The sequence below is a fragment of the Nocardia sp. NBC_01009 genome (assembly GCF_045208035.1).
Lineage (GTDB): Bacteria > Actinomycetota > Actinomycetes > Mycobacteriales > Mycobacteriaceae > Nocardia.
The window spans coordinates 6,911,502-6,936,707 of record NZ_CP108695.1 but is presented as its reverse complement, the minus strand read 5'-3'; the positions used below and the strand labels follow the sequence as shown (position 1 = coordinate 6,936,707).

General features: G+C 63.0%; 21 protein-coding genes and 2 rRNA genes. 8 read left to right on the top strand and 15 right to left on the bottom strand.

What is annotated here, in order from left to right:
* Positions 1–153: 153 nt before the first annotated feature.
* Positions 154–1,299: an acyl-CoA dehydrogenase family protein gene (locus OHA42_RS31210; RefSeq protein WP_406231319.1), complete on the top strand. Its 1,146-nt coding sequence runs from the start codon at positions 154–156 to the stop codon at positions 1,297–1,299.
* 139 nt (positions 1,300–1,438) lie between these two features.
* Here OHA42_RS31210 and OHA42_RS31205 read toward each other — a convergent pair whose 3' ends face one another.
* Positions 1,439–2,047 (bottom strand): hypothetical protein, encoded by a 609-nt coding sequence (locus OHA42_RS31205; RefSeq protein WP_406231318.1) that lies wholly within the window; start codon positions 2,045–2,047, stop codon positions 1,439–1,441.
* Between the two features lie 506 nt (positions 2,048–2,553).
* Here OHA42_RS31205 and OHA42_RS31200 point away from each other — a divergent pair.
* The gene (locus tag OHA42_RS31200; protein ID WP_406231317.1) at positions 2,554–3,504 is read left to right on the top strand and encodes an alpha/beta hydrolase; all 951 of its coding nucleotides are present in this window, start codon (positions 2,554–2,556) and stop codon (positions 3,502–3,504) included.
* Between the two features lie 388 nt (positions 3,505–3,892).
* Here the strand turns inward: OHA42_RS31200 and OHA42_RS31195 are convergent, their stop codons facing one another.
* The 12 genes from OHA42_RS31195 to OHA42_RS31140 form a co-directional block, all read right to left on the bottom strand.
* Positions 3,893–4,555 carry a histone deacetylase gene (locus tag OHA42_RS31195; protein ID WP_406231316.1) on the bottom strand — a complete coding sequence of 221 codons (663 nt, stop codon included), beginning with the start codon at positions 4,553–4,555 and terminating at the stop codon, positions 3,893–3,895.
* A gap of 267 nt (positions 4,556–4,822) precedes the next feature.
* Positions 4,823–5,212 carry a VOC family protein gene (locus tag OHA42_RS31190; protein WP_406239708.1) on the bottom strand — a complete coding sequence of 130 codons (390 nt, stop codon included), beginning with the start codon at positions 5,210–5,212 and terminating at the stop codon, positions 4,823–4,825.
* Positions 5,213–5,214: 2 nt separating this feature from the next.
* Positions 5,215–5,505, bottom strand: coding sequence for an ArsR/SmtB family transcription factor (locus OHA42_RS31185; protein ID WP_406231315.1), 291 nt, complete (start codon positions 5,503–5,505; stop codon positions 5,215–5,217).
* A 207-nt stretch (positions 5,506–5,712) separates the two neighbouring features.
* Positions 5,713–6,309, bottom strand: a complete 597-nt coding sequence (locus tag OHA42_RS31180) for a hypothetical protein (RefSeq protein ID WP_406231314.1) — start codon at positions 6,307–6,309, stop codon at positions 5,713–5,715.
* Positions 6,310–6,347: 38 nt separating this feature from the next.
* The gene (locus OHA42_RS31175) at positions 6,348–7,334 is read right to left on the bottom strand and encodes an MlaD family protein (protein WP_406231313.1); all 987 of its coding nucleotides are present in this window, start codon (positions 7,332–7,334) and stop codon (positions 6,348–6,350) included.
* Positions 7,331–8,404, bottom strand: a complete 1,074-nt coding sequence (locus OHA42_RS31170) for an MlaD family protein (protein ID WP_406231312.1) — start codon at positions 8,402–8,404, stop codon at positions 7,331–7,333. The genes OHA42_RS31175 and OHA42_RS31170 overlap by 4 nt, the downstream gene beginning before the upstream one ends.
* The gene (locus OHA42_RS31165) at positions 8,401–9,489 is read right to left on the bottom strand and encodes an MlaD family protein (RefSeq protein WP_406239706.1); all 1,089 of its coding nucleotides are present in this window, start codon (positions 9,487–9,489) and stop codon (positions 8,401–8,403) included. Before OHA42_RS31165 ends, OHA42_RS31170 begins: the two co-directional genes overlap by 4 nt.
* Positions 9,490–9,500: 11 nt before the next feature.
* Positions 9,501–10,529 carry an MlaD family protein gene (locus OHA42_RS31160; protein ID WP_406231311.1) on the bottom strand — a complete coding sequence of 343 codons (1,029 nt, stop codon included), beginning with the start codon at positions 10,527–10,529 and terminating at the stop codon, positions 9,501–9,503.
* Positions 10,517–11,536 carry an MlaD family protein gene (locus tag OHA42_RS31155; protein WP_406231310.1) on the bottom strand — a complete coding sequence of 340 codons (1,020 nt, stop codon included), beginning with the start codon at positions 11,534–11,536 and terminating at the stop codon, positions 10,517–10,519. The genes OHA42_RS31160 and OHA42_RS31155 overlap by 13 nt, the downstream gene beginning before the upstream one ends.
* The gene (locus tag OHA42_RS31150; protein WP_406231309.1) at positions 11,533–12,585 is read right to left on the bottom strand and encodes an MlaD family protein; all 1,053 of its coding nucleotides are present in this window, start codon (positions 12,583–12,585) and stop codon (positions 11,533–11,535) included. Before OHA42_RS31150 ends, OHA42_RS31155 begins: the two co-directional genes overlap by 4 nt.
* Before the next feature lie 5 nt (positions 12,586–12,590).
* The gene (locus OHA42_RS31145) at positions 12,591–13,457 is read right to left on the bottom strand and encodes an ABC transporter permease (RefSeq protein ID WP_406231308.1); all 867 of its coding nucleotides are present in this window, start codon (positions 13,455–13,457) and stop codon (positions 12,591–12,593) included.
* Positions 13,457–14,284: an MlaE family ABC transporter permease gene (locus OHA42_RS31140; RefSeq protein WP_406239705.1), complete on the bottom strand. Its 828-nt coding sequence runs from the start codon at positions 14,282–14,284 to the stop codon at positions 13,457–13,459. The genes OHA42_RS31145 and OHA42_RS31140 overlap by 1 nt, the downstream gene beginning before the upstream one ends.
* Positions 14,285–14,768: 484 nt before the next feature.
* Here OHA42_RS31140 and OHA42_RS31135 point away from each other — a divergent pair, with 484 nt between their 5' ends.
* Both OHA42_RS31135 and OHA42_RS31130 read left to right on the top strand, forming a co-directional pair.
* Entirely contained in the window at positions 14,769–15,377 is a 609-nt protein-coding gene (locus tag OHA42_RS31135) for a TetR/AcrR family transcriptional regulator (protein WP_406231307.1), read from the top strand.
* A 4-nt stretch (positions 15,378–15,381) separates the two neighbouring features.
* On the top strand, positions 15,382–16,032 hold the full coding sequence (locus tag OHA42_RS31130; protein ID WP_406231306.1) for a TetR/AcrR family transcriptional regulator: 651 nt from the start codon (positions 15,382–15,384) through the stop codon (positions 16,030–16,032).
* A 59-nt stretch (positions 16,033–16,091) separates the two neighbouring features.
* On the opposite strand, the gene OHA42_RS31125 is transcribed toward OHA42_RS31130, so the two are convergent.
* Positions 16,092–16,877, bottom strand: coding sequence for a GntR family transcriptional regulator (locus tag OHA42_RS31125; protein ID WP_406231305.1), 786 nt, complete (start codon positions 16,875–16,877; stop codon positions 16,092–16,094).
* 100 nt (positions 16,878–16,977) lie between these two features.
* Positions 16,978–18,564 (bottom strand): flavin-containing monooxygenase, encoded by a 1,587-nt coding sequence (locus OHA42_RS31120; protein WP_406231304.1) that lies wholly within the window; start codon positions 18,562–18,564, stop codon positions 16,978–16,980.
* A gap of 159 nt (positions 18,565–18,723) precedes the next feature.
* Between OHA42_RS31120 and OHA42_RS31115 the strand changes: the two genes are divergently transcribed.
* The 4 genes from OHA42_RS31115 to OHA42_RS31100 all read left to right on the top strand — a co-directional run bounded on the left by OHA42_RS31115 (position 18,724) and on the right by OHA42_RS31100 (position 25,157).
* The gene (locus tag OHA42_RS31115; protein WP_406231303.1) at positions 18,724–19,146 is read left to right on the top strand and encodes an AraC family transcriptional regulator ligand-binding domain-containing protein; all 423 of its coding nucleotides are present in this window, start codon (positions 18,724–18,726) and stop codon (positions 19,144–19,146) included.
* Positions 19,143–19,721 (top strand): helix-turn-helix domain-containing protein, encoded by a 579-nt coding sequence (locus tag OHA42_RS31110; RefSeq protein WP_406231302.1) that lies wholly within the window; start codon positions 19,143–19,145, stop codon positions 19,719–19,721. The genes OHA42_RS31115 and OHA42_RS31110 overlap by 4 nt, the downstream gene beginning before the upstream one ends.
* Positions 19,722–20,166: 445 nt before the next feature.
* A 16S ribosomal RNA gene (locus OHA42_RS31105) occupies positions 20,167–21,683 on the top strand.
* A gap of 342 nt (positions 21,684–22,025) precedes the next feature.
* Positions 22,026–25,157, top strand: a 23S ribosomal RNA gene (locus OHA42_RS31100).
* Together the 16S and 23S rRNA genes form the textbook arrangement of a ribosomal RNA operon.
* Positions 25,158–25,206: the final 49 nt, after the last annotated feature.

Here is a 25,206-nt window from a genome sequence, read left to right as displayed (position 1 = left end):
GGGAATCTCGATCTGCTGCGGAAATCATCGCCACCAGACCAGGTAAGGCAATAAATTTCGGATGCGAAGTGAACTGGCATTCTCTTTCCGGGTACCGTATGTAGCAACAACGGGTCGGTGTGGACCGGCCGCTGTGGTCACTAGGAGGTTGGTGTGGAGCGCACATTGTTCGAACCCGAACATGAACTGTTCCGGGAGTCGTTCCGCAAGTTTCTCGATCAGCACGTCGCGCCGAATCATCCGAAGTGGGAAGAGCAGGGCATCGTCGATCGCGGGGTCTGGCTCGAGGCAGGTAAGCAGGGATTCCTCGGCATGGCCATGCCTGAGGAGTACGGTGGCGGCGGCGTCAAGGACTTCCGCTACAACGCGATCGTTGCCGAGGAATCCGTCCGCGGCCAATACTCCGGCCTCGGCTTCGCCCTCCACAACGACGTCATCGCTCCCTACCTCTCGGAGCTCGCCAACGACGAGCAGAAACAGCGCTGGCTCCCCGGCTTCTGTTCCGGCGAAATCATCACCGCCATCGCCATGACCGAACCCGGCACCGGCTCCGACCTCCAGGGCATCAAAACCCGCGCGGTTCGTGACGGCGACGACTGGATCCTCAACGGCGCCAAGACCTTCATCACCAACGGCATCAACTCCGACATCGTCATCGTCGTAGCCCAAACCGACCCCGACAAGGGCGCCATGGGCTTCAGCCTCCTCGTTGTCGAACGCGGTATGCCCGGCTTCGAACGCGGCGCCAACCTCGACAAGCTGGGTCTCAAAGCCCAAGACACCGCCGAACTGAGCTTCACCGACGTCCGCGTTCCCGGCAAAAACCTCCTCGGCACCGAAGGCATGGGCTTCATCCACCTCATGCAAAACCTGCCCCAGGAGCGCCTCTCCATCGCCGTCATGGCAGCCGCCGCAATGGAAGCCTGCCTGGACATGACCATTCAGTACGTCCGCGACCGCAAAGCTTTCGGCAAGCCCATCGGCGCCCTTCAGAACACCCGCTTCGTGCTGGCCGAACTGGCCACCAAAACCACCGCCGTCCGCGTCCTCGTCGACCGTTTCATCGAGGACCTCAACGCAGGCAAGCTCTCCGTCGAGGATGCTGCCATGGCGAAGTGGTGGAGCACCGAGGAGCAGGTAGACCTGATCGACCGCTGCCTCCAGTTGCACGGTGGCTACGGCTACATGAAGGAATACCCGATCGCCAAGGCATACATGGACGCTCGCGTCCAGACCATCTACGGCGGGACAACCGAGATCATGAAGGAAATCATCGGACGGTCGCTGAAACTGTCCTGACGGCAAGCGGTTTCGGACTCCAGTCGGCGGCAGATGTCAGCCGTCGACTGGAGTCCGTACGTTTGGATCCGGCCGAGGTTCGAGAGTGCTCGCACGGTGGCGCCTGGACCCCATTCGGCGGCGGAAACGGCCGCGGGCGCTATTTGTCGTCGAGGACCTTGATCTGCTCGAGGATATTGGCCCATACCTCCTGATACTTCTCGATGGTGTTCGCCCCATCATCGGTGATGGTCGACAGTTGTTGTTTGGCCGAAAGATGGATCATGTCCAGTCGTTGGGCGTCCATCAGCGCTTGGCGAATCTTTTCCAGCGGTTTGTAGACGCCCGCACCGATCAGATCTACCAGGGCAGTAGCGCCCAACCCGCTCGCGAGGGCCGTATTCCCCAGCGCCAGACCGACAATCGCACCCACGATCGTCCCGATCAGCACCGTCGCGATAAGCAGAGCAATCGCCAATCGGATCTTGAAAACAAGGTCGATTCTGCGTCGTGCCTGACGGAAGAACTCATCGGTATCGGTGAGAGCAAGCCCACCTGCGACATTGGACAGTGCCGTGTCCGCCGTGGGCGCAGCGGAGGCGCCGAGTTCATCGGTGAGCTGCCGAATTTCCTGTGGTGTGAGAACAATCCGGTCTCCACTCGGAAGCGTCACATCCGCAGACTCCCCGGTGCTGCGACTACGACGGATCGCCTCCACCATCGCCGTCGCCGAATTGGCCGCAACCATTGCTACCACCGCTTCGATCACCGTTCTCTCCCTCGCATCGTCATGCTGAACGGATCGGTCTGCGATGCTACGTCGGCGAACCGGGTACACGCAGGGTTTTGCCTGCGGACGATCGAGGGCACCTGAGTCGGCGCGGTCGACCTCTGGTTCCAGGCGTGACGCCGTGCTGCTAGCAAGCCCGCCTCCTACTCCCCGGCAACTTGCAGACGTGGGTGCCCCGCTCGGCCGCGATCAACCGTCGTCTCTCGAAAGCATTGCGCACGAACGCGACACGCTTGTGAGGCATGTAACAGGAGAGTTGTCTCGGCCGACTACCACTGCATCGCCGCTCGGTATGCGGTGCCGATGCAATACGGGTCAGCATTCGGACCGGCTGAACCCGGATCTACCTGCGCGGGTGGGTGCCCGCTGCCCCGAAACAACCCGAACCACCGAACCCTGACGTCGTGGTCACCGCTGACGCTTGACTACTGGCTGCTCAGGACGCACCGGGGTTATGCACTGCAAATCTCGGGTACAACGGAAACATGAGGGCTTCAAGGCATTTGGTGTTGCTCGTCAGCGTGCTGGTCACCGCGGTATCCGCGCTCGGCCTGTCCGCTTCCCCTGCCGCAGCAGCCCCGGCCGGAGCGGATGTGGTCGACGATATTCCCCTGGACGGCTCCGTATCCAGGATGGACGTCTACTCGCCATCGATGGATCGTGTGGTGAGCAACAGGGTGATTCGGGCTGCGGGCGGCTCGGCCCCCACCCTGTATTTGCTCACCGGTCTCGGGGGCGGTACGGATGGGATCTCGTGGTGGGACGACACGGATGTCCGAGAGTTCTTCGCCGACAAGCATGTCAATGTGGTGATGCCGGTCGGGGGCGCCTACAGCATGTACACCGACTGGCTCACCGACGACCCGGCGGTCGGCCGTAACCGGTGGCAGACCTACCTGACGCAGGAACTGCCTCCAGTTCTCGACAGGAAACTCGGCAGCACCGGACGGAATGCGATAGCAGGAGTGTCGATGAGTGCGGCCTCCGCGGTCGACCTCGCGATCCAAGCGCCCACGGTGTACAGCGCCGTGGCCGCCTACAGCGGGTGTCCTTGGGCTGCGGATCCGCTCGGGGTGGCGATGATCACCGCGCAGGTGGGGCGTGGTGGCGGCAACCCGGTCAACATGTGGGGTGCGCTCGGCCAAACGGTTTGGCGTGCGCACGACGCGTTCGCCAACGCGGGCGTTCTCGCCGGAAAGACCATTTACCTCTCAGCAGCTACCGGTACTCCCGGCGCGATCGATGAAGGTGGACTGCCGTTCCCGCCGATCGAGGCGATCGCGAGCTCGTGCACGTCGGCCTTCGCAGGCAGGCTCGCCGAGCTCGGTCTGCCTGCGGTGCATGTCAACCGCCCGGAGGGCTCGCACACCTGGGGACAGTTCGAAACAGACCTGCACGATTCCTGGCCGCATTTGGCTCGTGCGCTCGGTTCGTGAGATATCCGCCAGGGCGAGCACGTCCGCAATCGAGATGAGCTCACCGCGCCAACGGACCGCGTTGTGCGCTGCCCGCATCCGCACCGAACCATCGACGAGTGGCACATGACTGTGGCAATTTCGACAGCCCTCGCTCATGCGCCACTCGACGAGTGCTGAGGACCGAAGCCCATTGAACGCCAGGTGGGATCGCTGCTGAAACGACGCCTGGGCGGGCGGGGCGCTGAGGATGCCTGGCTTGATCGGTGGGTTGAGGGTGGCTATCGCCTGTCGAACAACACGACGGTTCGGCATGGTCGGTCCGATCACGCGCCGATTTGGGGCGAGTCGAGCAGTCGCGACGAATGCGGAATTCATCGGCGCGGGACCGAGTGCGGTTTCGACGGGTTCATGAGGCGAGTAGGGCGGCGATGGAGTCGGCCGACCAGCCGGTGTCTACGCCCGGGCATGTCACCAGGTAGGCGGCGATCTGTTCGGTGGTCCATCCGTGCGAATCAGCAAGGCCTGCGGCTAGATGAAGGAGATAGGCGGCCGCAGGCGGATTGCCGGGGAGGTCGGCGAAATGCGGAGGGGCGGTCAACGTGAGGAGGGGGTAGCCGTCGTGAGTGCCTGCGCAGACCAGTGTTTCGTACCGGCCGGGGCCAAGTGTGCTGCGACCCGCGGCGATTGCTTCGGTCAGGTCCAGATCGGCGCCTGGTTCGCGGTACATCTCCTGTGCGGCGATATCGGAAAACTGAGCGGCGGTGATCAGGTGGGCGCGGGCGGCCATCGTGCCGGGACTGTCTGGGGCATAGAAAGCTCGGCCGCCGGTCCAGACCAGTGATTCGGTGGCAAAATACAGTTGGCCGCGCAGCATGACCGGGACGGAACGTGCCGGGTCGGCGGGGTTGCGGCAGCCGGGGAGGGCCAGGGCAACACCTTCGGGGGTGCCACCCGCGAGGTAGCACCGTAACCGCGGCAGATGCATGTTCGACCCGTAGGCCGCGTACCAGACCAGGCTCGTCCCGTCGTCGGATCGGCCTGCCGTGTGGAAAGAATCGTTGCCAGGCATCGCCTCGACGATAGGCACTGCGGCCAGGTCCACGGCGGAGCAACGCGATGTCGCGGGCGGATCGGTCGCCGAGCGCGGGGTGGCGGAGAAGATCGACAGCATCCCGCAGGGTTGGCTGCTCCGCAACCGGTGCGTGAAATCAATCTCCCCTTCAGGAAGTGCCAACTCCAGACTAGATTGTCTGAGACACTTTGGGAATCTGATTGTCTCCGCTGCTCGACTTCGACATCGCTGGGCTATATCCCGGAATTCAGGGGAGGGCGGAGCTCAGTTCGTCTGCTGTGCGATCTGGATGAGATTGCCGCAGGTGTCATCGAGAATCGCGACGATCACGGGCCCGTGGTCCAGTGGCTCCTGCGTGAAGCGGACGCCGAGAGCGCGCAGCCGGTCGTATTCGGCGCGCACGTCGTCGACGGCAAACGAGGTGAACGGGATGCCGTCCTCGACGAGAGCCCTCTTGAACGGGCCCGCCGCGGGGTGGCCGTCGGGCTCGAGTAGCAGCTCGACGCCGTCCGGCTCCTGTGGAGACACCACGGTCAGCCAGCGGGCCTCGCCGAGCGGGATGTCGGTCTTCTTCGTGAAGCCGAGCACGTCGGTGTAGAAGCGCAGGGCCTTGGCCTGATCGTCGACCAAGACGCTGGTCACGTTGATTCGGATCATCATTCCTCCTCGAGCCAGCGGTCCGTGAGGTGCCGCAGGGGCTCACGATTCAGATGGTGGAACTTGTATCGGCCGTCCCGGCGGGTGCTGATCAGGCCGGCGGCTTCCAGCACGTCGAGGTGCTGCGAGACAGCTTGCCGGGATGAGGCGAGCCGGTGCTTCATGGTGAGCCTGCTGCAGATCTCGAATAGCGTCTGGCCGTCGCGGTCGGCCAGCTCGTCGAGGATCGCTCGGCGGGTCGGGTCGGCCAGCGCCTTGAAGACGTCGCCGGGCTCGGCAACAGTACTCACGCTCGTCAGGATAGGCAAGTGGCTACTTGCCTGTCAAACGTCTCGATCTGCGCATCCGCTGTTACCGGACTGATGCATCAGTCGGTTAATCCGGGGCACTGTCCGAGTCTGTACCGGTGTGGAGGATTTTCGGCAGGGAAGCCCTGGCCGAGCAGGTGAGACCCCACTGTGCCGGACAGCGTTCGTGGGCACGATCAGCAGGTCGTACTACTTGACCGGGAGCGTGCCGTCCAGGCCACCGACATCGGTGATCTTCCAGTCGGAGCCGCGGTCGACGGTGATGTTGTAGGTGACCGTAGTCTGCGCCCCGGCGGGGTTCTGTGCGTTCGTGGAGCTGACGGTGACGAAGACTGTCACCCGGTAGACGCCGTCGCGCTCGGACAGGATCTTGGCCGTGATCGGGCTGCCGGTCGATGCCCACTTCAACGGGGTGAGCAGCTCTTGCAACTTCGGTGCGGTCGCATCGAACTTGTTGGCAAGGGCGGGTGCGGTGTTCTGCTTGAGCCGGCCGACCCAGGAGGCGAACTCGGCGTAATTGACGGTGGCGGCGCCGACGGCGTAGTCGGTGGCGATCTGCTCGGCGTGGCGGTTGTCGGCGGCCACCCGGTCACGCTCGGCGAGGTCGCCGCGTGCCGCGAAGAGGAAGCCGGCGAGCGTGACGGCGAGGATCGTCAAGGCAGTGGTGGCCGCCGCCCATGCCACCGTGGTGACCGGCAGTGAAATAGACCGCGGTGCGGCATCGGTTTTCGACGCGACCACCTCGGTAGTCTCGGCGTCGGCGGTCTTGGTGGTGTCGACGTTCATTTCGGCTCCGAATGATCAGTTGTCGGACTGCGTTGGCGCTATTTGACGGTGAGCTGAAGATTCAGCGTCCCGTCGGGGCTGGTGGTCTCGAGCGCCTGGGTGATGAGGCTGCCGATGTCGAGTGGCCGCACCGCATTCGTCGCGAGCGGGATCAGCGGTTGCAGCAGCGGGATCATCGTCGCCAGGTCCGGTCCGATCGCATTGATCCGTTCGGCCAGCTGACGTAGGAACGGGACGAGTCCGACGGTCTCCGGGGTGTCGATGACGTAATCGGCTGGGACGTTGCCCTTTCGGATGACCCGCGCGATCGCCGCCGCCACCTCGCTGACCCGAGGACCGAAGGCGGCCCACGGTCCGGAGGCATCGGTCAGCGCGGGCCCCGACCACGCCATATCGTTCGCGTTGGCTTGGAACGCTATGAGCATCTCGCGGATGACATCAGAGCGGGCCAGCAGTGTTGCGGCCAGCAGGTCTGTCGCGCGGGACAGTTGCGGGACGACCGTTTCGGTGCCCGCCAGCCCCTCGGTGAAGGTCTGGATGATGGCGGCCATCGCCTGCGGATCCAGCTGGTTGAGCAGCCGGGTGGCGGTCTGTGCTACCTGCGGGATCGAGATCGGCATCGTGACCTCAGCGGCATCCACGATCTGTCCGTCGCGCAGGTATGGTCCGTCACCGCTGGCGGGGCGGAAGTCGAGATACGGTTCGCCGAGTCCGGACAGTGTTTCGATGCGGGCCATGCTCGAGCTCGGAATTCGGTATCTGTCGTCGATGCGGAACTGCACCGAGACCGTGGTCCCGGTGTGCGACACCGAGGTCACAGTGCCGATCTCGATGCCCGACAGCAGCACCTTGGAGCGCGGCAGCAGACCGCCGGAATCGGTCAGCACCATGGTCGCCTCGGTGTACTCGTTCAGCCAACCGACCCGCACCACCCCGAGGGAAAGGTAGGTGCTGCCGACAAGGAGGATCGCGACGATAGCGCCCAGGGATGCCATCGAGCCGGGTTTGACCGAGGAGACCTTCACCGGACCGCTCCGATCATCCGCAGCGTGGCGACGATCCGATCGACCTGGTCGTCGGTGGCCACGGGGCTTGCCGCACCGGTCTCCGCCGCGATGCGGGTCAGGTTCACCGTCGGCCCGCGTTCGACGAACGGGATGACCTTGTCGCGCAGCAAGGCCACCAGCCGATTCAGATTGGCGGGCGCGGACAGGTCGAGTGGGTTGGCGGCCAGCAGCATCGGCACGAAGGCCTCGGCCGCGGCGTCACCCGCCTGCAGGAGGGGGCCGAGCCAGGCCACCGCGTGCCCGACGATGCCGAGGGCGCCGACAACGCCGAGCGTCAGCACCAGGGAATTCGCGAAGGCCGGGATGTCACGCGCGCCGCGTTCGGACAGCAGGACGTCGAGTTCTTCCCAATTGTCCTGCACTGCCGTCACATCCTGCTGGATGGCGTCGAGGAATCGGCCGACACTGTCCAGATTGTCGGCCACGTCCTGGGTGTCGCGGCCGAGCGTCTCGAATATCCGAGCCGTGTCTGCTGGTCGCTCCGGCAGCACGGCATTGGTCCGGTTGATGATCTCCTGCACGCTGTGCAGCGCACCGCCGCCGATGAAGGTCGACATGCCTGCCATCAGGTCCTCGATCTGCAGTGCGGGGCGGGTCTGCGGTAGCGGAATCGTGCCGCCCGGCGGCAGGGTCTCGGCGAAATCTTTCGGGGGAGTGGTGAGTCCGATGTAGATGTCACCGAGGATCGTGTTCTGCCGCAGCTGCGCGGTGGTGGTGGTCGGCAGCCGCACCGACTCGGAGATCTCGACGATCGCGTCGATGCGTCCGGGATGCTGTGTCGAAGGATCGACGACGGTCACGGTGCTCAGCGTGCCGATCTGCGCGCCATTGGCCACCACCTTGGCCTGCTTGGGCAGGTTCAGTGCGTTCGCGAACTCGATCCGGACCTGATAGGTCGGGCCGGACACGGATGCGCCCGGCACCGGCACCGACGAGGGATCGAAACCGCAGCCGCTGACCAGCATCCCCGCCGCGAGCGTGCTGGCAAGCCAGGAACCGGTGCGCCGCACCACTGTCCGCCTTCTCATCGGGCACCCACCGATCCGAGCACGATTGCGGCCAGGTCGACACCGGCAAGGCCGTTGTCCGATGTCTTGCATCGGCCGGGTGTCACCGTGTTGACCGCAGCGCAGATCTGATCGGCATCCGCCTGTGGCAGAGCGATTTTCGGCGTGGCCAAGGTAAGCCGGACCTTGCCGGTCTCCGGGTCGATCGCGCGCTGGAATGCCCCGACCAGGGCCGGGATCATATCGATGACCTGTTTCAGTGATCCGACGCCCGCGCCGAGCAGCCGCAGGTATGGGGCCAGATCATCGACGCCGCCGAGTATTTCGCGGCCGTACTTGCGGGCGATGTCGTTGAACATCGGAAAGTCGACCAGGAGTGAGTCGACGATCTGGATGACCTGTTGCCAGACCTCGTTGACGAAGGCGATGCCGGGCCCGGCATTCAGCAGCGTCGTCTTGATGTCCTGCCAATTGACCGAGATGCTGGTCGAGAGTTCGCCGAGCGCGTCGAGCAGCGCACCGATATGGCCGATGGCGGCGTCCGGTGCGCGCAGTGCGGTGCCGAGATCCTGGATCAGGGCATTCATCTTCGGCCCTGTCCCGGAGGTGGCGCGCTGGAAGGCGGCGACAGTGTCATGGATCCGGCTGCGCTCCGCGGGGCCGCCGTTGCCGCCGAGCTGGTCGGCCAACGCCGAGAAGGCCGCCAAGGTTTCTGCCATGCTCTTCGGTGTGAATGTCCTTGTCACGCAGGTATTTCGGTTCCAATCTGGTGCACCGGGTTCGCCGAGCATCGCGAGATTGCGATCGGCGACGAGAGTGTCGGCGACCGTTGTCGCGATGACCTGCCCGGTGAGCGGGTGGTCGGCGTCGACGTCGAATTCGACACGGACGCCGGCACCGTCGGGCGCGAGCGCCGTCACGGTACCGACCGGCATGCCGAGCATGGTCACGTGGTTGCCGGGGTAGAGGCCGACGGCATCGGGCAGGATCGCGCAGTAGCCGATGGTCTTGTCCAGCGGACGGAAAGCGACGAAATAGCCTGCAACGGAGAGGATTGCAACGAGGACGCCGCCGATCAAGGTGACGAAACCCGGCGAGGCGAGCATGCGTTGCACGATCAGCACCCCTTTCCCGGCACCGGGACGCAGACGGCCGGTGCGGATATCGTGTCCGCGGACTGGTCGACGACGATGCCGTCCTGTGGGGTCACCGCGGTCTGCAGCCGGTCGTGGGCGGTGCGCAGGGTGCCGAGCGCGCCGTCGAGTTTCCCGACGAGCTCACGCAACGCGGGCAGCGTCGCCGAGAGCTTGTCGACCATCGGCTGAAGTTGTTCGCGCCAAGACGGTTCCAATGCCGCGATTCTGGACAACAGTTCAGCGGCGATCCGCAATGCTTCGGTGATCTCCGCCTTTTTGTCGAGGCCTTGCACCTCGAGCAGGCCGATCTTGCGGACGAACTGTCCCACCAGCGACCGGTTGCCGTTGATCGCGGTCAGGAACTCGTCGGTGACGATCAGCGCCCGCGACACCTCGGCATTCTGCTTGGCGAGGATCGTCACGAACGACTGCATGGCGGCGCCCATCCGGCGCAGCCCGTCGGGACTCCGGTCGAGGGAGGTCTGCACTGCGGCCAGGTTCTCGCGCAGCGTGCTGCCGTTCACCTCGGCCACCGGTTTCGCGGCATCCTGAAGCGTCCGAACCAGGCTGTAGGGCAATGTAACCCGTTCGGGTGGGATCGACTTGCTGCCCAGCGGCGTCGTCCCGGCGGGAATCATGGCGACGTAGTGGCCGCCGACGACGGTGAGCATCCTGATCTCCAAAGTGGTTGCGTCCCCGACGAAGACATCCCGATCCACGGTGAACGTCATCCGCACCCGGTCCGGCTGCAGCTCCAGCGAGGAAACCGTGCCGACCGAAATCCCCGCGACCCGTATCTGATTGCCCACCCGGATCGACTGTGCCTCCGACAGGTACGCGGTGTACGTGCGTTTCCCCAGCGGCAACACAGAGAGGACGGCGGTCGCGGCGAGCGCGATAACGATCAGAATCGCGCCGATCACCCCAAGGCGCAGTTCGCGGCGATTCTTGGTGGCCTCGTGCCGGTCGCGACCTCGACGCCCGGGCAGCCTGATGGTCAGTTCTTGCATATCGCAATCCTTTGCCCGGCGATCAACACCGCGACCATCGACGGCACCTCGGCATTACCCTTCGAGCAGGTGAGATCGACATGGACCGCGGACCCGCTGGCGGGCACCAGCGTCGACAGCGACTGCAGCAGGCCGGGTAACTTGCCGAGCTGGTCCAACGCGATGTCCGGGTCCGGAAACAGCAGGCGCAGGTCGCGTTCGAGATGTGGGTTGGTCGTCTCGGTGAAACCCAGGGTGGCAAGCAAGCTGTTGAGCGGGCCCAGCGCGGACGGTGCGACGCTCGCAAAGTCGATCAGGCCGTCGAGCTTCTCCTGAAAAGCGGTGAACACGTCGGTCAACCCGCGCAGCAGGGTGATCAGATGCGGTGACTTGCCGCCGATCCTGGTGGAGATCGACTCGAGATTCGCCACGATGGTGGAGATCACCGTCTGCCGATCGGTCACGTACGCGCTGAGCTTTTCGATCGCGTCGAGGGCGGGCCCGATCCCCGAACCATTGCCCTCGATCACCGCGAGCACGCTCTCGGTGAACTGGTTGAGCGCACCGGGAGAGAACTCCTGCAGGACCGGCTGCAGTCCGTTGAAAAGCCGGGTGATGTCGAAGGATCCGATGGTGCGATCGGTCCCGATGATGCCGGTCGACGCCTGCTTCGGGGTCGGATGCTCGGGCTGGCGGATGTCGATGTAGCGCTGTCCGGTCAGTGACTGGTACCGGATGGCAAGGGAACTCGCGTCGTAGAGGGGCCGGTCGCTGTGCACCGTGAATTCGACCCGCGCGCGGCCCTGCACCAGCGAGATTTCCGCAACCTTGCCGACTGCGACCCCGAACATGCGGACATCGTCACCGGTCTTCAAGCCGCTGGCATCGGTGAAATCGGCTCGGTAGCTGTCGGTATCGCCGCCGATGGGCCGAATAATGGCCGCCGCGATCATGGCGAGCAGGGTGATCATCGCCGCGGCGAACAGACCGAGCTTCCATGCGATCGGGAAGGTCGACGTCGGTGTCATCGCGTCCCTCCCGGCGCGGCGAATCCGGCCTGACCGAGCAGCGGCACCGAGAGTCCGGGGACACTGCGCAGGGTGACCGATGCGTTGAGGGTCGGACCGTTCGGGGTGTCGGCGAATATGCGGTCGAGTCGTTCGATCAGTTCGGTGAGTTCGGCATGCGAGCGCGCCGGGTGCGGCACCGTCGCGGCGATGGCTGCGATGAGGGGCGCGAGCATGTCGGTGTAGCTCGAGAAATGTTGTCTGGCAACATTTCCGATGGCGCCGATGTCCGGGAACGCGTCGTCGACGAGCATGCCGATGGTCGCATCGAATTTTTGCCGGTCGTTCTGGAACACCTCGATGTCCAGCACGGCTTTCAGGAGTTTGAAAGTGGCCGAGGTGAACGACCCCAATCCGTCGTAGAACCTCGCGAATTGGTCGATCAGGAACGAGGAAGGGTACCGCTGAGTGTCGGCGACCGCCCGGCTCAGCATGACGACGGCTTCCAACATCGGAGTGAAGGCCTGCAGGTCACCGCTGAATGTCCGGAGCACCTCGGCGAATTCGGGAGTGAAGACCTCGGTCGAGGTCTCGGTGAGTGCCCGCAGCAGTCGGCCCATGGTCGCGTCGGCCACGCGGTGCGCGTTGGCGCCCGCCAGATCGATGACCGCTCCCGGCCGTAGCGGCGCGCCGCCCTCGGCCCGCTTCAGCGCGACGGTGCTGATGCCGAAGAGATTCTGCGGTGCGTAGTCGACCGCGAGATCTTCGGTGAGACCGGCCGTTGGGGATCGGTCCAGGTCCAGGGTGATCAGCTGGCGGCCAGCACCGATGCTCGCGATGTCGGTGATCTTGCCGACGTCCACGCCGTCCAGGCGCACCGTGGTGCCCTCGATGATGCCTTCGCCGATGCGCTCGGTGCGTAGCTGGATCTGCATGCGCGTGTCGTCGGGGGCGTTGTGGTACCCGGTCCAAGCCAGTGCCACCGCGACGATCGCAGCCAGCGCGGCCCCACCGAGCACCTGAGAACTGCGCCGCCCCATGGTGACCCCGGGCAATCCGTAATTCGGCATTCGGCTCACCCCGGGAATTCGATCGAGGAGTTGACGCCCCACAGCAGCAGGGTCAGCAACATATCCAGCGCGATGATCGCGACGAAGCTCGCGCGCACTGCCCGGCCCGAGGCGATACCGACGCCTTCCGGGCCACCGGAGGCAAAAAACCCGTAGTAGCAATGGATCAGGATGACCGCGATGCCGAACACCAGAATCTTGATCACCGCAGCGAGCACGTCGTAGCCGCTGGTGAACTGGAAGAAATAGTGGTCGTAGACCCCGCCCGCCTGGCCGTGCAGCAAAACCACCACAGTGTCGCAGGCCAGGTAGCTCAGAATCAGGGCGATGAGGAAAGTCGGTACGATCGCGATCGCACCTGCGATGACCCGGGTGGTCACCACGAACGGAATCGAGCACAGTCCAAGGGATTCGATCGCATCGATCTCCTCGGAGATCCGCATGGAGCCGATCTCGGCTGTCATCCGGCAACCAGCTTGGGCGGCGAACCCGACCGCGGCCGCAATCGGCGCCAGCTCACGGGTATTCGCGAACGCGGACACCACACCGGTGACCGGGCCGAGGCCGATCAGATCGAGCGTGGTGAACGACTGGATGCCGACACCGGCTCCCATCGCGATACCGAGCACCACCAGCATGGGCACCGTGCCGCCACCGACGATGACCGAGCCGCGGCCCCACGTCATATCGGTGATGGTGCGCATGGTCTCGGCGCGATAGCGGCGTAGCGTCAGCGGAATCGCGGCCAGCGCCTGCAATACGAAGCCGACCGCGAACCCGGCACTTTCCAACGGCGTCAACACCCGGCCGCGGTTGCGCACGAGGCAGCTGACCGAGCGAAAGCCCTTGGGCACGTAGGGAGTAGCTGTCATCACGCCACCCGCAGCGGCAGGAACATCGCGACGACCTGGGTGATCACCAAGTTCACCACGATGATCGATGCCACCGACAGCACGACGGCAGCATTGACGCCGTCGGCGACGCCGCGCGGTCCGCCGCTGGCCTCCAGACCGCGTTGGCAGGCGACGATGACGACGATGAACCCGAACAGCATCGACTTCAACAGCGAAATCCACACGTCGGTGAGCACCGTGAAAGAGCCGAAGGTCGCCCAGTAGCTGCCAGGGGTGACGTTCTGTGCGCCGATCGCGACCGCGTAACCGGCGACAATGCCGACGAAGATGATCAGGATGTTCAGCAGCGGCGCGACGAGCAGCATCGCCGAGACACGCGGAATCACCAGTCGGTGTACGGGATTGATGCCCATTGTCCGCAACGCATCGATCTCCTCGCGGACCGTACGCGCGCCGAGATCGGCAGCAATCGCCGAAGCGCCCGCGCCGCCGAGCAACAGGCCCGTTGCGATCGGGGCACCCTGCTGGATCACCCCGAGGCCACCAGCCGCGCCGATCAGCGAGTCGGCGCCCAACTGATGGATCAGCTTGCCTACCTGCACGGAAACCACGACACCGAACGGCACCGCCATCAGCACGGCGGGGATCGCGGTGACGGTGACCAGATACCAAGCCTGACGCAGCATTTCGGGCCACTGGAACCGCCGCGCGATGATGTCGGAGACCGCGCCCCGCGTCGACTCCAGTCCCAGGTCGACCACCCGCCCGAACGTCCGCAGACTCGACAGTGTCGTGTCGGTGACGTTCTTACGCGCGATCTGTGCCGCCGTCGGTCCGCCTTTCATTGCCATCGGCGCTTCGGATTCCATCGATAGTCCTCCATCGACCCCCCGCCGTGGACCGCAGCCGCAGCGATCCGGAGGCCTTCCCCAACGCTAGGTTTCGCGGGCGACGTTGCCCATGACGTCACGCGTCACAGTGTTGACGGTTTCCGGCAGCTCGTATCAGAGCGATCACCGACGACTATGAGCGTGCTCACGACGTACCCCGAATGTGATCGATGCCATGCACTGTTCGCGACGACGCTAACACTGCCGAATAGTGAAAACAACGGTATCAATTTCGCCCCTGGACCGGGGTGCAACCAGGTAAGTTCGATGACCGTCCGCGTCGCCGAAAGATCTCGGATGTCGTTGTGGTGCTACACCGATCGCGCCGACTTCTCGATGCAGGAATGCCGGAACCTGGCAAACATGCCGCGTACACTGGCGCGACAGTCCATTGGCCACGATCGCGAGGCAACGGCAACCGACGACACGGGGTGAGCTGATGACAACCCGACGCGAGGGCATCCTCGACGCGGCACGGGGACTCATCGTGCGTGCGGGGTACGCGAGCGCAAGCATGCATGCCGTCGCGCGTGCGGCAGGCGTCACCCGGCCCGCCCTCTATGCGGAGTTCGGTGACCGCGACGAGTTGTTCGCGGCGCTGTTGGCTCGTGAGGAGGAACGAGTGCTGGCCATGGCGGCCGCCGCGACGCCGGAACTTGCCGATGACGCCGATCTGTCGACTATCGACGTGGCCGTTCTCGGAACGGACGCCGTCGACATCTTTCTCGATCAGGTGCTCGCTGCACCGGAAACCTGGCAGTTCGTCCTGATGCCGGGCGACGGTCTGCCGCCCGCAATGCACGAGCGGGTCACGCAGGGGCGCAATGCGATTCGGGCGCGCAGTGAGTTGCTGTTCGCCGTGATCGCGGCACTGGCCGATCGGGAACTCGACACCGAGATGATGAGTCATGCCTCCATCAGTGTGAGCGAGACGGCGGCTCGGATCATCGTGTCCGAGGGCGGACGCGGCAAGCGTGCGGCGTTGTCCAAGACCATGCGCTGGATGGCACGCCGGATGGTCGCTGGCACCGGAATCGAGAAGGGATAGTGCGGTGGCACAAGTGAAGCGGGCGGCCGGCACGCCGGCCCGGCGGCGCTACGCCAAGCGCCTGCAACCCGCTGATCGACGTGAACAGCTGCTCGACGTCGCGCTGAATATCGTTGCCGAGAGCGGATTCGCCGATGTCAGTATCGCGGCAGTGGCGGAGCGGGGTGGGGTGACCCGGCCGGTCGTGTACGACTCGTTCGGTAGCCGCGATGAACTACTCGCGGATCTGGTCGAGCGGGAGACCACCCGGATGCAGGAGGCTGTCCTGCGGGCGATGTCGGAGGTCGACGGTTCGATCAGGTCGGGCGCCGACCCCCGGGATGTGCTGGCGGCAGCGCTCGTTCGATTCCTGGCCGAGGTACGGGCCATGCCGGAGACCTGGCGGCTGGTCTACTTCCCTCTCAGCGGCGTGCCCTCGACCCTGCGGGAACGCGTCGTGCAGGCGCACGACCAACCGCGGGGCCCGCTGCATCGAGTGCTCGGTGCCTGGCTGACCGGCCGGCCGGATGCCGACGAGGTCGACCTCGATGTGCTGGTGCAGCTGATCCAAGGGTTGATCCAGACGGCTGCGCGGCTTGTTCTCGACGAACCCGACCGGTTCGACGTCGACCGGATTCTCGCGCAGTTCGATTTGGTGCTCTTTCAGGAGTCCTGACGCCGGATCAGTCGTTCTCACCGGCTGCCGCCGAGGAACTTCGGGAGCCAGCCGTGAGGTCACGGCGTCACTGCGGACACCTCGGCTCGTGGCTGCGCGGCGGCAGCAGCCGTGACGAGTTGCCGAAAATGCTCGATGACCTGATCGTGATACGCCCGGATCAGGGTGTCGACCATGTCGATCGCCGCGTCCTCGACCGTGGCATCCGACTGCCACAGTGCGAGCAGTTGCCGGGCAACCCGCACATGACCCTCGGGTTCCAGCGGTTCGTAGAAGGCCGCACCCGCTTCGGGTGTGGCGATGAGGATGTCGCCGACGGAATTGAACAGGTTGAGAAACGCGCTCTGTCCGACCGCGGCGAAGCCGACGCGCAACACGTGCAGCTCGGCCTCCATGATCTCGCTGACTCCTGCCCGCCCGGCGCTGACGAGCAGCTCGAACCGGTCCACCGCGCGCGCCAGTGCGGTCAGGTCGTAGCGGCGCGGGTCCGCGGCCACGGTGCGGATAGTCTGCATGAGCAATAGATGATCGACATCGATGATGTCGGCGAAGATCTTGGCGGCGCGCTCGGGCAGCTGCCTGGAGTGCCGGAAAATGTAGTGCGCGGTATCGATCCCGCCGTAGAGGTAGATGTCGCGAACGATATTGCCGAGTCCGCGGCGGGCTTCCACGAACCCGAGGGCGGCCAGCCTGCCGAGCGCGCTGTTCGCGGTCGGTGTGCTGATACCGAACTCCGCGGCCACCTGACGCACCGATGGCAGCAGCTCGCCGGGTGGGTAGACGCCCGCGGCGATCCGATAGGCGAGCTCGTCGGTGATCTCGTCGACGATCGTCGGGTTCTTCACGCTGGGATTCTCCCAGGTCCCCACGGCAGCGGGCACAGGCCGGACGAACTGTGGCGGGCCGCCCGGCCCGTGCGACCTCGGCAGCGCGGTGGCCGATGGATTACGCACCGGCCCTGGAGTCGGCGGCGCGGCGCACGCCGCCACCGGTCGATGTCGATTGCGGTGTCTCGTACCGGTAATCGTCCAGCGGAAACTTCCGGTTGCCCCGGCGCGCCTCGAAGAATCCCGACGGCCGCACATAGGTGGTGTCACCGTGGGAATTCCGGTAGTAGGTCGGCACATGCCCGTTCAGCTCGGTGAGGTAGTACCGCAGCGATTCGCCCTGCCGGTAGATCGCACGGTGGTAGGCGTCGGCGGCCTCCTTGCGGACCTCCACCACCGTGGCCTGCCGGGTGCCCGCCTCGGTGATGGCGCGCACCGCGTGGTCGGCGGTCATTTCGACGAAGGCGTGCCAGCCACTGCCGGTCCACGAATAGGGGCCGCACAGCGTCCAACGGTTCGGCAGCCTGGGCACCGACACGCTTTGATACGCCTGCAGACCTTCCTCGTTGTAGAACCTCGCGAGGTCGAAGCCATTGCGGCCCACCACCGTTCCCGGTCGGTAGGTCTCCGGATCGGAGAACACCTCGTAGCCGGTGGCGAGCACGATCACATCGAATTCGTGCAGGTTGCCGTCGCGGGTCCGGATGCCCGTTGTGGTGATCGCGTCGATCGGGTCGGTCACCAGGGCGACATTGTCTCGGTTGTAGGCCTTCAGGTAGCTGTTGGACATCGTCGGCCGCTTGGCCAGGACGCCGAAGTCTGGTGTCAGTCCCGCGCGGGTGACGGGATCCTTCACGACCCGGTCCAAATACTTCCGGTAACAGGCGATGCAGGCGGCGTCGAACCTGTCCATCGCAGGGCGCACAAGGCCCGTCGGCGCTTTGACGACCCCGCGCAGCACCAGATCGACCAGAACGAGCGCGCTTCCGTGCAGCCCTGCCTGCAGTCCGGGAATGCCGAGCAGGCGTTGCACGGCGGCGGGCACCTGGAAATCGGGCTTGGGCACCGACCACACCGGGGTGCGCTGGAAGACCTCCAGCCGGGCCACCTCGGGTGCGATGGCCGGAATGATCTGCACCGCACTGGCTCCGGTGCCGATCACGCCGACCCGCTTTCCAGTGAGGTCGTACTCGTCGTCCCAGTCGGCGGGTCGCTGGATCTTGCCCTCGAACGACTGCTGGCCCGGGATGCCCGCGTCGTCCTTGGGCCGGACGAACGCTCCGACGGCACTGATCACGAAACGTGCGGTGACGACGGAACCGTGCTCGGTATGCAGCTTCCAGTAGTTGCCCGCGTCGTCCCACTCCTCGCGTGCGACGTTGGTATGGAATCGCACGTGCGAGTAGAGCCCGAACCGCCGCGCGACCTCGGCGTGATAGGCCTTCACCTCTGCACCGAGCGGAAAGAAACGGCTCCAGCGCGCATTGCGGGCGAACGAGTACTGATAGGCAATGGCCGGGATGTCGACACCGATGCCCGGGTAGTGGTTCTCGTGCCAGCTGCCACCGACGTCGTCGGCGCGTTCGAGGATGACGAAGTTATCGATGCCGGCCTTGCGCAGCTTGACGCCTGCCGCGATGCCGCCGGGTCCGGCCCCGATCACCGCCACCTCGAATTCCGGTGGCATTGCTTCCTCGACCGCCATGAGTCCTCCAGATTCAAGCGACACTGTTGTTCACACTGTATAACACAGTTGAGGTCTTCCGTCTGAGACAATATCTCGGTCAATCGCCGGCGCCGGTGGATTCGGATCGCTACATTTCGCCAACTGGGACAGAACCGGTTCGATGAGGATGCAGTTCACGTGTTCGATGGGGATCTACTCCGCAGCACCTCGAGCGTGCGTGTCCTCATGCAATGGGCGGACGGGCGCATCATGACCGGCATCCACACCATCGGCCAGGACATGCTCTCGGCCGCAATCCCGATGAGCAGCGTCCGTTTTCGACATGCGGCGCCCGCGGACACCACTCGTCACCGCGCGGTTTTCGAGCTCGAGCCGGAATTCCGCGCGGAGGTCAATGAACTGGCGTTCGACTGCGCTTACCTCGACATTCCGCTGCCGCAGGCCAACGACTGGGCCCGAGACGCCTGCGAGCAGCCGTGTCGCGATCTGCTCACGGCTTGCCGCGCGCGGACCGGCGTCGCAGGCTCGGTGCGTGACCTGATGGTCCGCAACTTGGCGAAATTCCCGACCAACTCGCGGTCGCCACCGGACTGTTCATGAGTCCGCGCACGCTCTCGGGCCGATTGCGCGAGGAGGGGACGTCGTTCCGTGTGCTGGTCGACGAGGTGCGGCAGATGATGTCGAAGGCGCTGCTCACCCACACCGGCATGACCACCGAGCAGGTCGCAGCGCAACTCGGCTATGCCGAAGCGGCGTCCTTCATTCGGGCGTTCCGACGGTGGGGAGGCCGCCCGCCGCAGGAATTTCGGGCGCGCGCCTCGGGGTCGCGAGCATCGGCGGCCGAGCTCTCCGTGAGCACCTTTCTGGACGAGCACATCCACCTCACCAATGACACACAAAGAGATGGCGGAAACCTGCTCGCCTTGATCTATGGACCCGCAACACCCACAGGGTGGGATCGTTGGGCGCAGTTCGTGCCCGGGCGGTTGTCGGCAGAGTCGAACGGAAGCCGGGCAGCCGGCTATTCGAATCGATCCAGGCGCCGTTCCATCCGATGTCGGCATCAATCCGAGTCCCACGATCGTTGCCATGGAGGTAAAGCGGTGATGGCGATGCGTCCGCGGCCGGGGGAGCTCGGCCCGCATCGGCTATTCATGCCGCAAAACCCCCGGTAATCAGGCGATTTGCATATTCGCCAAAGCGTCACGTAATGTTCTCCAAGTCAGAGCGACACGGACACCGACCCGGAGCCGAGAAGCCCAGCGGAAACGCTGAGCGGAGGGCCTGGGAAACGAGGTAGGACGAGGAGCGCCTGGCCACCCGGCTCAACCGAGACCCCGATTTGGTTCGGGTTCAACGCTGAGCTAAGCTTGAACAAGTGCCTCACCGATCAATCAGAGTAAATCTGGGCGATGGTGTGTGCGTGTGTTCTTTGAGAACTCAATAGTGTGTCGATGAATGTCAGTGCCAATTATTTAATTGGTTCCGGCCTTGCATACCCCCCGGTTGTAGGGTTGGACATTTAGTCAGCAAATCTTTTTGCTGGCGTTTTGTTTTGCTAGGTTTTCGGACTCTAGTTATTCTTCTGATTGCACCCTTTCGGGGTGTGGTTGTGAGTCTTCAACGGAGAGTTTGATCCTGGCTCAGGACGAACGCTGGCGGCGTGCTTAACACATGCAAGTCGAGCGGTAAGGCCCTTCGGGGTACACGAGCGGCGAACGGGTGAGTAACACGTGGGTGATCTGCCTCGCACTTCGGGATAAGCCTGGGAAACTGGGTCTAATACCGGATATGACCAAGAGCTGCATGGTTTTTGGTGGAAAGATTTATCGGTGCGAGATGGGCCCGCGGCCTATCAGCTTGTTGGTGGGGTAACGGCCTACCAAGGCGACGACGGGTAGCCGACCTGAGAGGGTGACCGGCCACACTGGGACTGAGACACGGCCCAGACTCCTACGGGAGGCAGCAGTGGGGAATATTGCACAATGGGCGAAAGCCTGATGCAGCGACGCCGCGTGAGGGATGACGGCCTTCGGGTTGTAAACCTCTTTCGACAGGGACGAAGCGCAAGTGACGGTACCTGTAGAAGAAGCACCGGCCAACTACGTGCCAGCAGCCGCGGTAATACGTAGGGTGCGAGCGTTGTCCGGAATTACTGGGCGTAAAGAGCTTGTAGGCGGTTTGTCGCGTCTTCTGTGAAAACTTGGGGCTCAACCTTAAGCTTGCAGGCGATACGGGCAGACTAGAGTACTTCAGGGGAGACTGGAATTCCTGGTGTAGCGGTGAAATGCGCAGATATCAGGAGGAACACCGGTGGCGAAGGCGGGTCTCTGGGAAGTAACTGACGCTGAGAAGCGAAAGCGTGGGTAGCGAACAGGATTAGATACCCTGGTAGTCCACGCCGTAAACGGTGGGTACTAGGTGTGGGTTTCCTTCCACGGGATCCGTGCCGTAGCTAACGCATTAAGTACCCCGCCTGGGGAGTACGGCCGCAAGGCTAAAACTCAAAGGAATTGACGGGGGCCCGCACAAGCGGCGGAGCATGTGGATTAATTCGATGCAACGCGAAGAACCTTACCTGGGTTTGACATACACCGGAAACCTGCAGAGATGTAGGCCCCCTTGTGGTCGGTGTACAGGTGGTGCATGGCTGTCGTCAGCTCGTGTCGTGAGATGTTGGGTTAAGTCCCGCAACGAGCGCAACCCTTATCTTATGTTGCCAGCGCGTAATGGCGGGGACTCGTGAGAGACTGCCGGGGTCAACTCGGAGGAAGGTGGGGACGACGTCAAGTCATCATGCCCCTTATGTCCAGGGCTTCACACATGCTACAATGGCCGGTACAGAGGGCTGCGATACCGTGAGGTGGAGCGAATCCCTTAAAGCCGGTCTCAGTTCGGATCGGGGTCTGCAACTCGACCCCGTGAAGTTGGAGTCGCTAGTAATCGCAGATCAGCAACGCTGCGGTGAATACGTTCCCGGGCCTTGTACACACCGCCCGTCACGTCATGAAAGTCGGTAACACCCGAAGCCGGTGGCCTAACCCTTGTGGAGGGAGCCGTCGAAGGTGGGATTGGCGATTGGGACGAAGTCGTAACAAGGTAGCCGTACCGGAAGGTGCGGCTGGATCACCTCCTTTCTAAGGAGCACTTCTGCATCGCACCCCGAAGAGTCGGGGATGGTAAACGTTGATGCCAGAGACCGTTTAGTTCCCGTATGTGGAGCTGCGGACGCTCATGGGTGGAACGCTGACAAGCTCTCCCGCATTGTGGTCGGTCCTTCAGTGGCCGGTCCCGCGGTTGATATATCGACACACTGTTGGGTCCTGAGAGAACACGCGAGTGTTTCCTCTTAGGCAAGATAACGATCCGGTTCGGGCTTCACGCAGACCGCACTTGTGTAAATGAGTGGGCATGGTGGTGGTTCGGTTCGTACTGGGTGTGTTGTTTGAGAACTGCACAGTGGACGCGAGCATCTTTGTTAGTAAGTGTTTAAGAGCGTACGGTGGATGCCTTGGCACCAGGAGCCGATGAAGGACGTAGGAGGCTGCGATAAGCCTCGGGGAGCTGTCAACCGAGCTGAGATCCGAGGATTTCCGAATGGGGAAACCCAGCACGAGTGATGTCGTGTTACCCGCATCTGAATATATAGGGTGTGTGGAGGGAACGTGGGGAAGTGAAACATCTCAGTACCCACAGGAAGAGAAAACAACAGTGATTCCGTGAGTAGTGGCGAGCGAAAGCGGATGAGGCTAAACCATGTGGATGTGATAGCCGGCAGGCGTTGTCCATGTGGGGTAGTGGGGCTCATTTTCTTATCACTGCCGTGATGAGCGAGAGTTAGAAACCGTTGGGTTAGTCGAAGTGGTCTGGAACGGCCTGTCGTAGAGGGTGAGAATCCCGTAGACGAAAACCTGGCGGCTCTCGTAGTGAGTGCCCGAGTAGCAGCGGGCCCGTGAAATCTGCTGTGAATCTGCCGGGACCACCCGGTAAGCCTGAATACTCCCTGGTGACCGATAGCGGACTAGTACCGTGAGGGAAAGGTGAAAAGTACCCCGGGAGGGGAGTGAAATAGTACCTGAAACCGTGCGCTTACAATCCGTCAGGGCCTGCGCCAACTTCGGTTGGGTGGGTGATGGCGTGCCTTTTGAAGAATGAGCCTGCGAGTTAGTGGCATGTGGCGAGGTTAACCCGTGTGGGGTAGCCGTAGCGAAAGCGAGTCCGAATAGGGCGTTTCCAGTCGCATGTTCTAGACCCGAAGCGGAGTGATCTACCCATGGCCAGGGTGAAGCGACGGTAAGACGTCGTGGAGGCCCGAACCCACTTAGGTTGAAAACTGAGGGGATGAGCTGTGGGTAGGGGTGAAAGGCCAATCAAACTCCGTGATAGCTGGTTCTCCCCGAAATGCATTTAGGTGCAGCGTCGCGTGTTTCACACCGGAGGTAGAGCTACTGGATGGTCTAGGGGGCCTACAAGCTTACCGAAATCAGCCAAACTCCGAATGCCGGTGTGTGAGAGCGCGGCAGTGAGACTGCGGGGGATAAGCTTCGTAGTCGAGAGGGAAACAGCCCAGATCGCCGGCTAAGGCCCCTAAGCGTGTACTAAGTGGAAAAGGATGTGGGGTCGCGAAGACAACCAGGAGGTTGGCTTAGAAGCAGCCACCCTTGAAAGAGTGCGTAATAGCTCACTGGTCAAGTGATCCTGCGCCGACAATGTAGCGGGGCTCAAGTACACCGCCGAAGCCGCGGCATTCACACAATACATCCGCCATTCCCTGCGGGGGGTGGTGCAGTGGTGTGGATGGGTAGGGGAGCGTCCTGTAGCCAGGGAAGCGGCGGAGTGATCCAGCCGTGGAGGCTACGGGAGTGAGAATGCAGGCATGAGTAGCGAAAGACGAGTGAGAAACTCGTCCGCCGAATGACCAAGGGTTCCTGGGCCAGGTTAATCCGCCCAGGGTGAGTCGGGACCTAAGGCGAGGCCGACAGGCGTAGTCGATGGACAACGGGTTGATATTCCCGTACCCGTGTATCCGCGCCCATGATGAATCAGTTGTGCTAAGTGTCCTGAACTTCCGAGAAGACCTTCGGGTCTCGAGTGGAGGGATGCACATGACCCCGGCTGGTAGTAGTCAAGCGATGGGGTGACGCAGGAAGGTAGCTGGGCCAGTCAGTGGTTGTACTGGTGTAAGCCTGTAGGGCGTTGTGTAGGCAAATCCGCACAGCATGTGCCTGAGAGGTGATGCGTAGCCGATTGAGGCGAATTCAGTGATCCTATGCTGCCGAGAAAAGCCTCTAGTGAGTTGGTACACGGCCCGTACCCCAAACCGACACAGGTGGTCAGGTAGAGAATACTAAGGCGATCGAGAGAACTGTGGTTAAGGAACTCGGCAAAATGCCCCCGTAACTTCGGGAGAAGGGGGACCCGGTCTGGTGATGAGATTTACTCTCGGAGCTGGGTTGGGTCGCAGAGACCAGAGAGAAGCGACTGTTTACTAAAAACACAGGTCCGTGCGAAGTCGTAAGACGATGTATACGGACTGACGCCTGCCCGGTGCCGGAAGGTTAAGAGGACCGGTTAGCGCTTCGGCGCGAAGCTGAGAATTTAAGCCCCGGTAAACGGCGGTGGTAACTATAACCATCCTAAGGTAGCGAAATTCCTTGTCGGGTAAGTTCCGACCTGCACGAATGGCGTAACGACTTCTCTGCTGTCTCAACCACAGACTCGGCGAAATTGCATTACGAGTAAAGATGCTCGTTACGCGCGGCAGGACGAAAAGACCCCGGGACCTTCACTATAGCTTGGTATTGGTGTTCGGTACGGTTTGTGTAGGATAGGTGGGAGACTGTGAAGCGGGCACGCCAGTGTTTGTGGAGTCATCGTTGAAATACCACTCTGATCGTATTGGACCTCTAACCTCGGACCATGATCTGGTTCAGGGACAGTGCCTGGTGGGTAGTTTAACTGGGGCGGTTGCCTCCTAAAATGTAACGGAGGCGCCCAAAGGTTCCCTCAGCCTGGTTGGCAATCAGGTGTCGAGTGCAAGTGCACAAGGGAGCTTGACTGTGAGAGCGACAGCTCGAGCAGGGACGAAAGTCGGGACTAGTGATCCGGCACCGGCAAGTGGAAGCGGTGTCGCTCAACGGATAAAAGGTACCCCGGGGATAACAGGCTGATCTTCCCCAAGAGTCCATATCGACGGGATGGTTTGGCACCTCGATGTCGGCTCGTCGCATCCTGGGGCTGGAGTAGGTCCCAAGGGTTGGGCTGTTCGCCCATTAAAGCGGCACGCGAGCTGGGTTTAGAACGTCGTGAGACAGTTCGGTCTCTATCCGCCGCGCGCGTCAGAAACTTGAGGAAGGCTGTCCCTAGTACGAGAGGACCGGGACGGACGAACCTCTGGTGTGCCAGTTGTTCCGCCAGGAGCACTGCTGGTTAGCTACGTTCGGAAGGGATAACCGCTGAAAGCATCTAAGCGGGAAGCCTGTTCCAAGATGAGGTTTCTCACCACCTTGAGTGGTTAAGGCCCCCCACAGACCATGGGGTTGATAGGCCAGAACTGGAAGCTCGGTAACGGGTGTAGGTGACTGGTACTAATCGGCCGAGGACTTACCAACGAAGAGGCTACGCGTCCACTGTGCGGTATCTGAAACAATACACAGATAC

What these genes read in the sequence shown, in the direction of transcription:
- OHA42_RS31195 (WP_406231316.1), bottom strand. Translation starts at nt 4,555, where the DNA reads ATGCCTGGCAACGATTCTTTCCACACGGCAGGCCGATCCGACGACGGG.
- OHA42_RS31150 (WP_406231309.1), bottom strand. Translation starts at nt 12,585, where the DNA reads ATGCCGAATTACGGATTGCCCGGGGTCACCATGGGGCGGCGCAGTTCT.
- OHA42_RS31165 (WP_406239706.1), bottom strand. Translation starts at nt 9,489, where the DNA reads ATGCTCGCCTCGCCGGGTTTCGTCACCTTGATCGGCGGCGTCCTCGTT.
- OHA42_RS31160 (WP_406231311.1), bottom strand. Translation starts at nt 10,529, where the DNA reads ATGCAAGAACTGACCATCAGGCTGCCCGGGCGTCGAGGTCGCGACCGG.
- OHA42_RS31145 (WP_406231308.1), bottom strand. Translation starts at nt 13,457, where the DNA reads ATGACAGCTACTCCCTACGTGCCCAAGGGCTTTCGCTCGGTCAGCTGC.
- OHA42_RS31120 (WP_406231304.1), bottom strand. Translation starts at nt 18,564, where the DNA reads ATGGCGGTCGAGGAAGCAATGCCACCGGAATTCGAGGTGGCGGTGATC.
- OHA42_RS31200 (WP_406231317.1), top strand. Translation starts at nt 2,554, where the DNA reads ATGAGGGCTTCAAGGCATTTGGTGTTGCTCGTCAGCGTGCTGGTCACC.
- OHA42_RS31170 (WP_406231312.1), bottom strand. Translation starts at nt 8,404, where the DNA reads ATGAGAAGGCGGACAGTGGTGCGGCGCACCGGTTCCTGGCTTGCCAGC.
- OHA42_RS31155 (WP_406231310.1), bottom strand. Translation starts at nt 11,536, where the DNA reads ATGACACCGACGTCGACCTTCCCGATCGCATGGAAGCTCGGTCTGTTC.
- OHA42_RS31110 (WP_406231302.1), top strand. Translation starts at nt 19,143, where the DNA reads ATGAGTCCGCGCACGCTCTCGGGCCGATTGCGCGAGGAGGGGACGTCG.
- OHA42_RS31135 (WP_406231307.1), top strand. Translation starts at nt 14,769, where the DNA reads ATGACAACCCGACGCGAGGGCATCCTCGACGCGGCACGGGGACTCATC.
- OHA42_RS31140 (WP_406239705.1), bottom strand. Translation starts at nt 14,284, where the DNA reads ATGAAAGGCGGACCGACGGCGGCACAGATCGCGCGTAAGAACGTCACC.
- OHA42_RS31180 (WP_406231314.1), bottom strand. Translation starts at nt 6,309, where the DNA reads ATGAACGTCGACACCACCAAGACCGCCGACGCCGAGACTACCGAGGTG.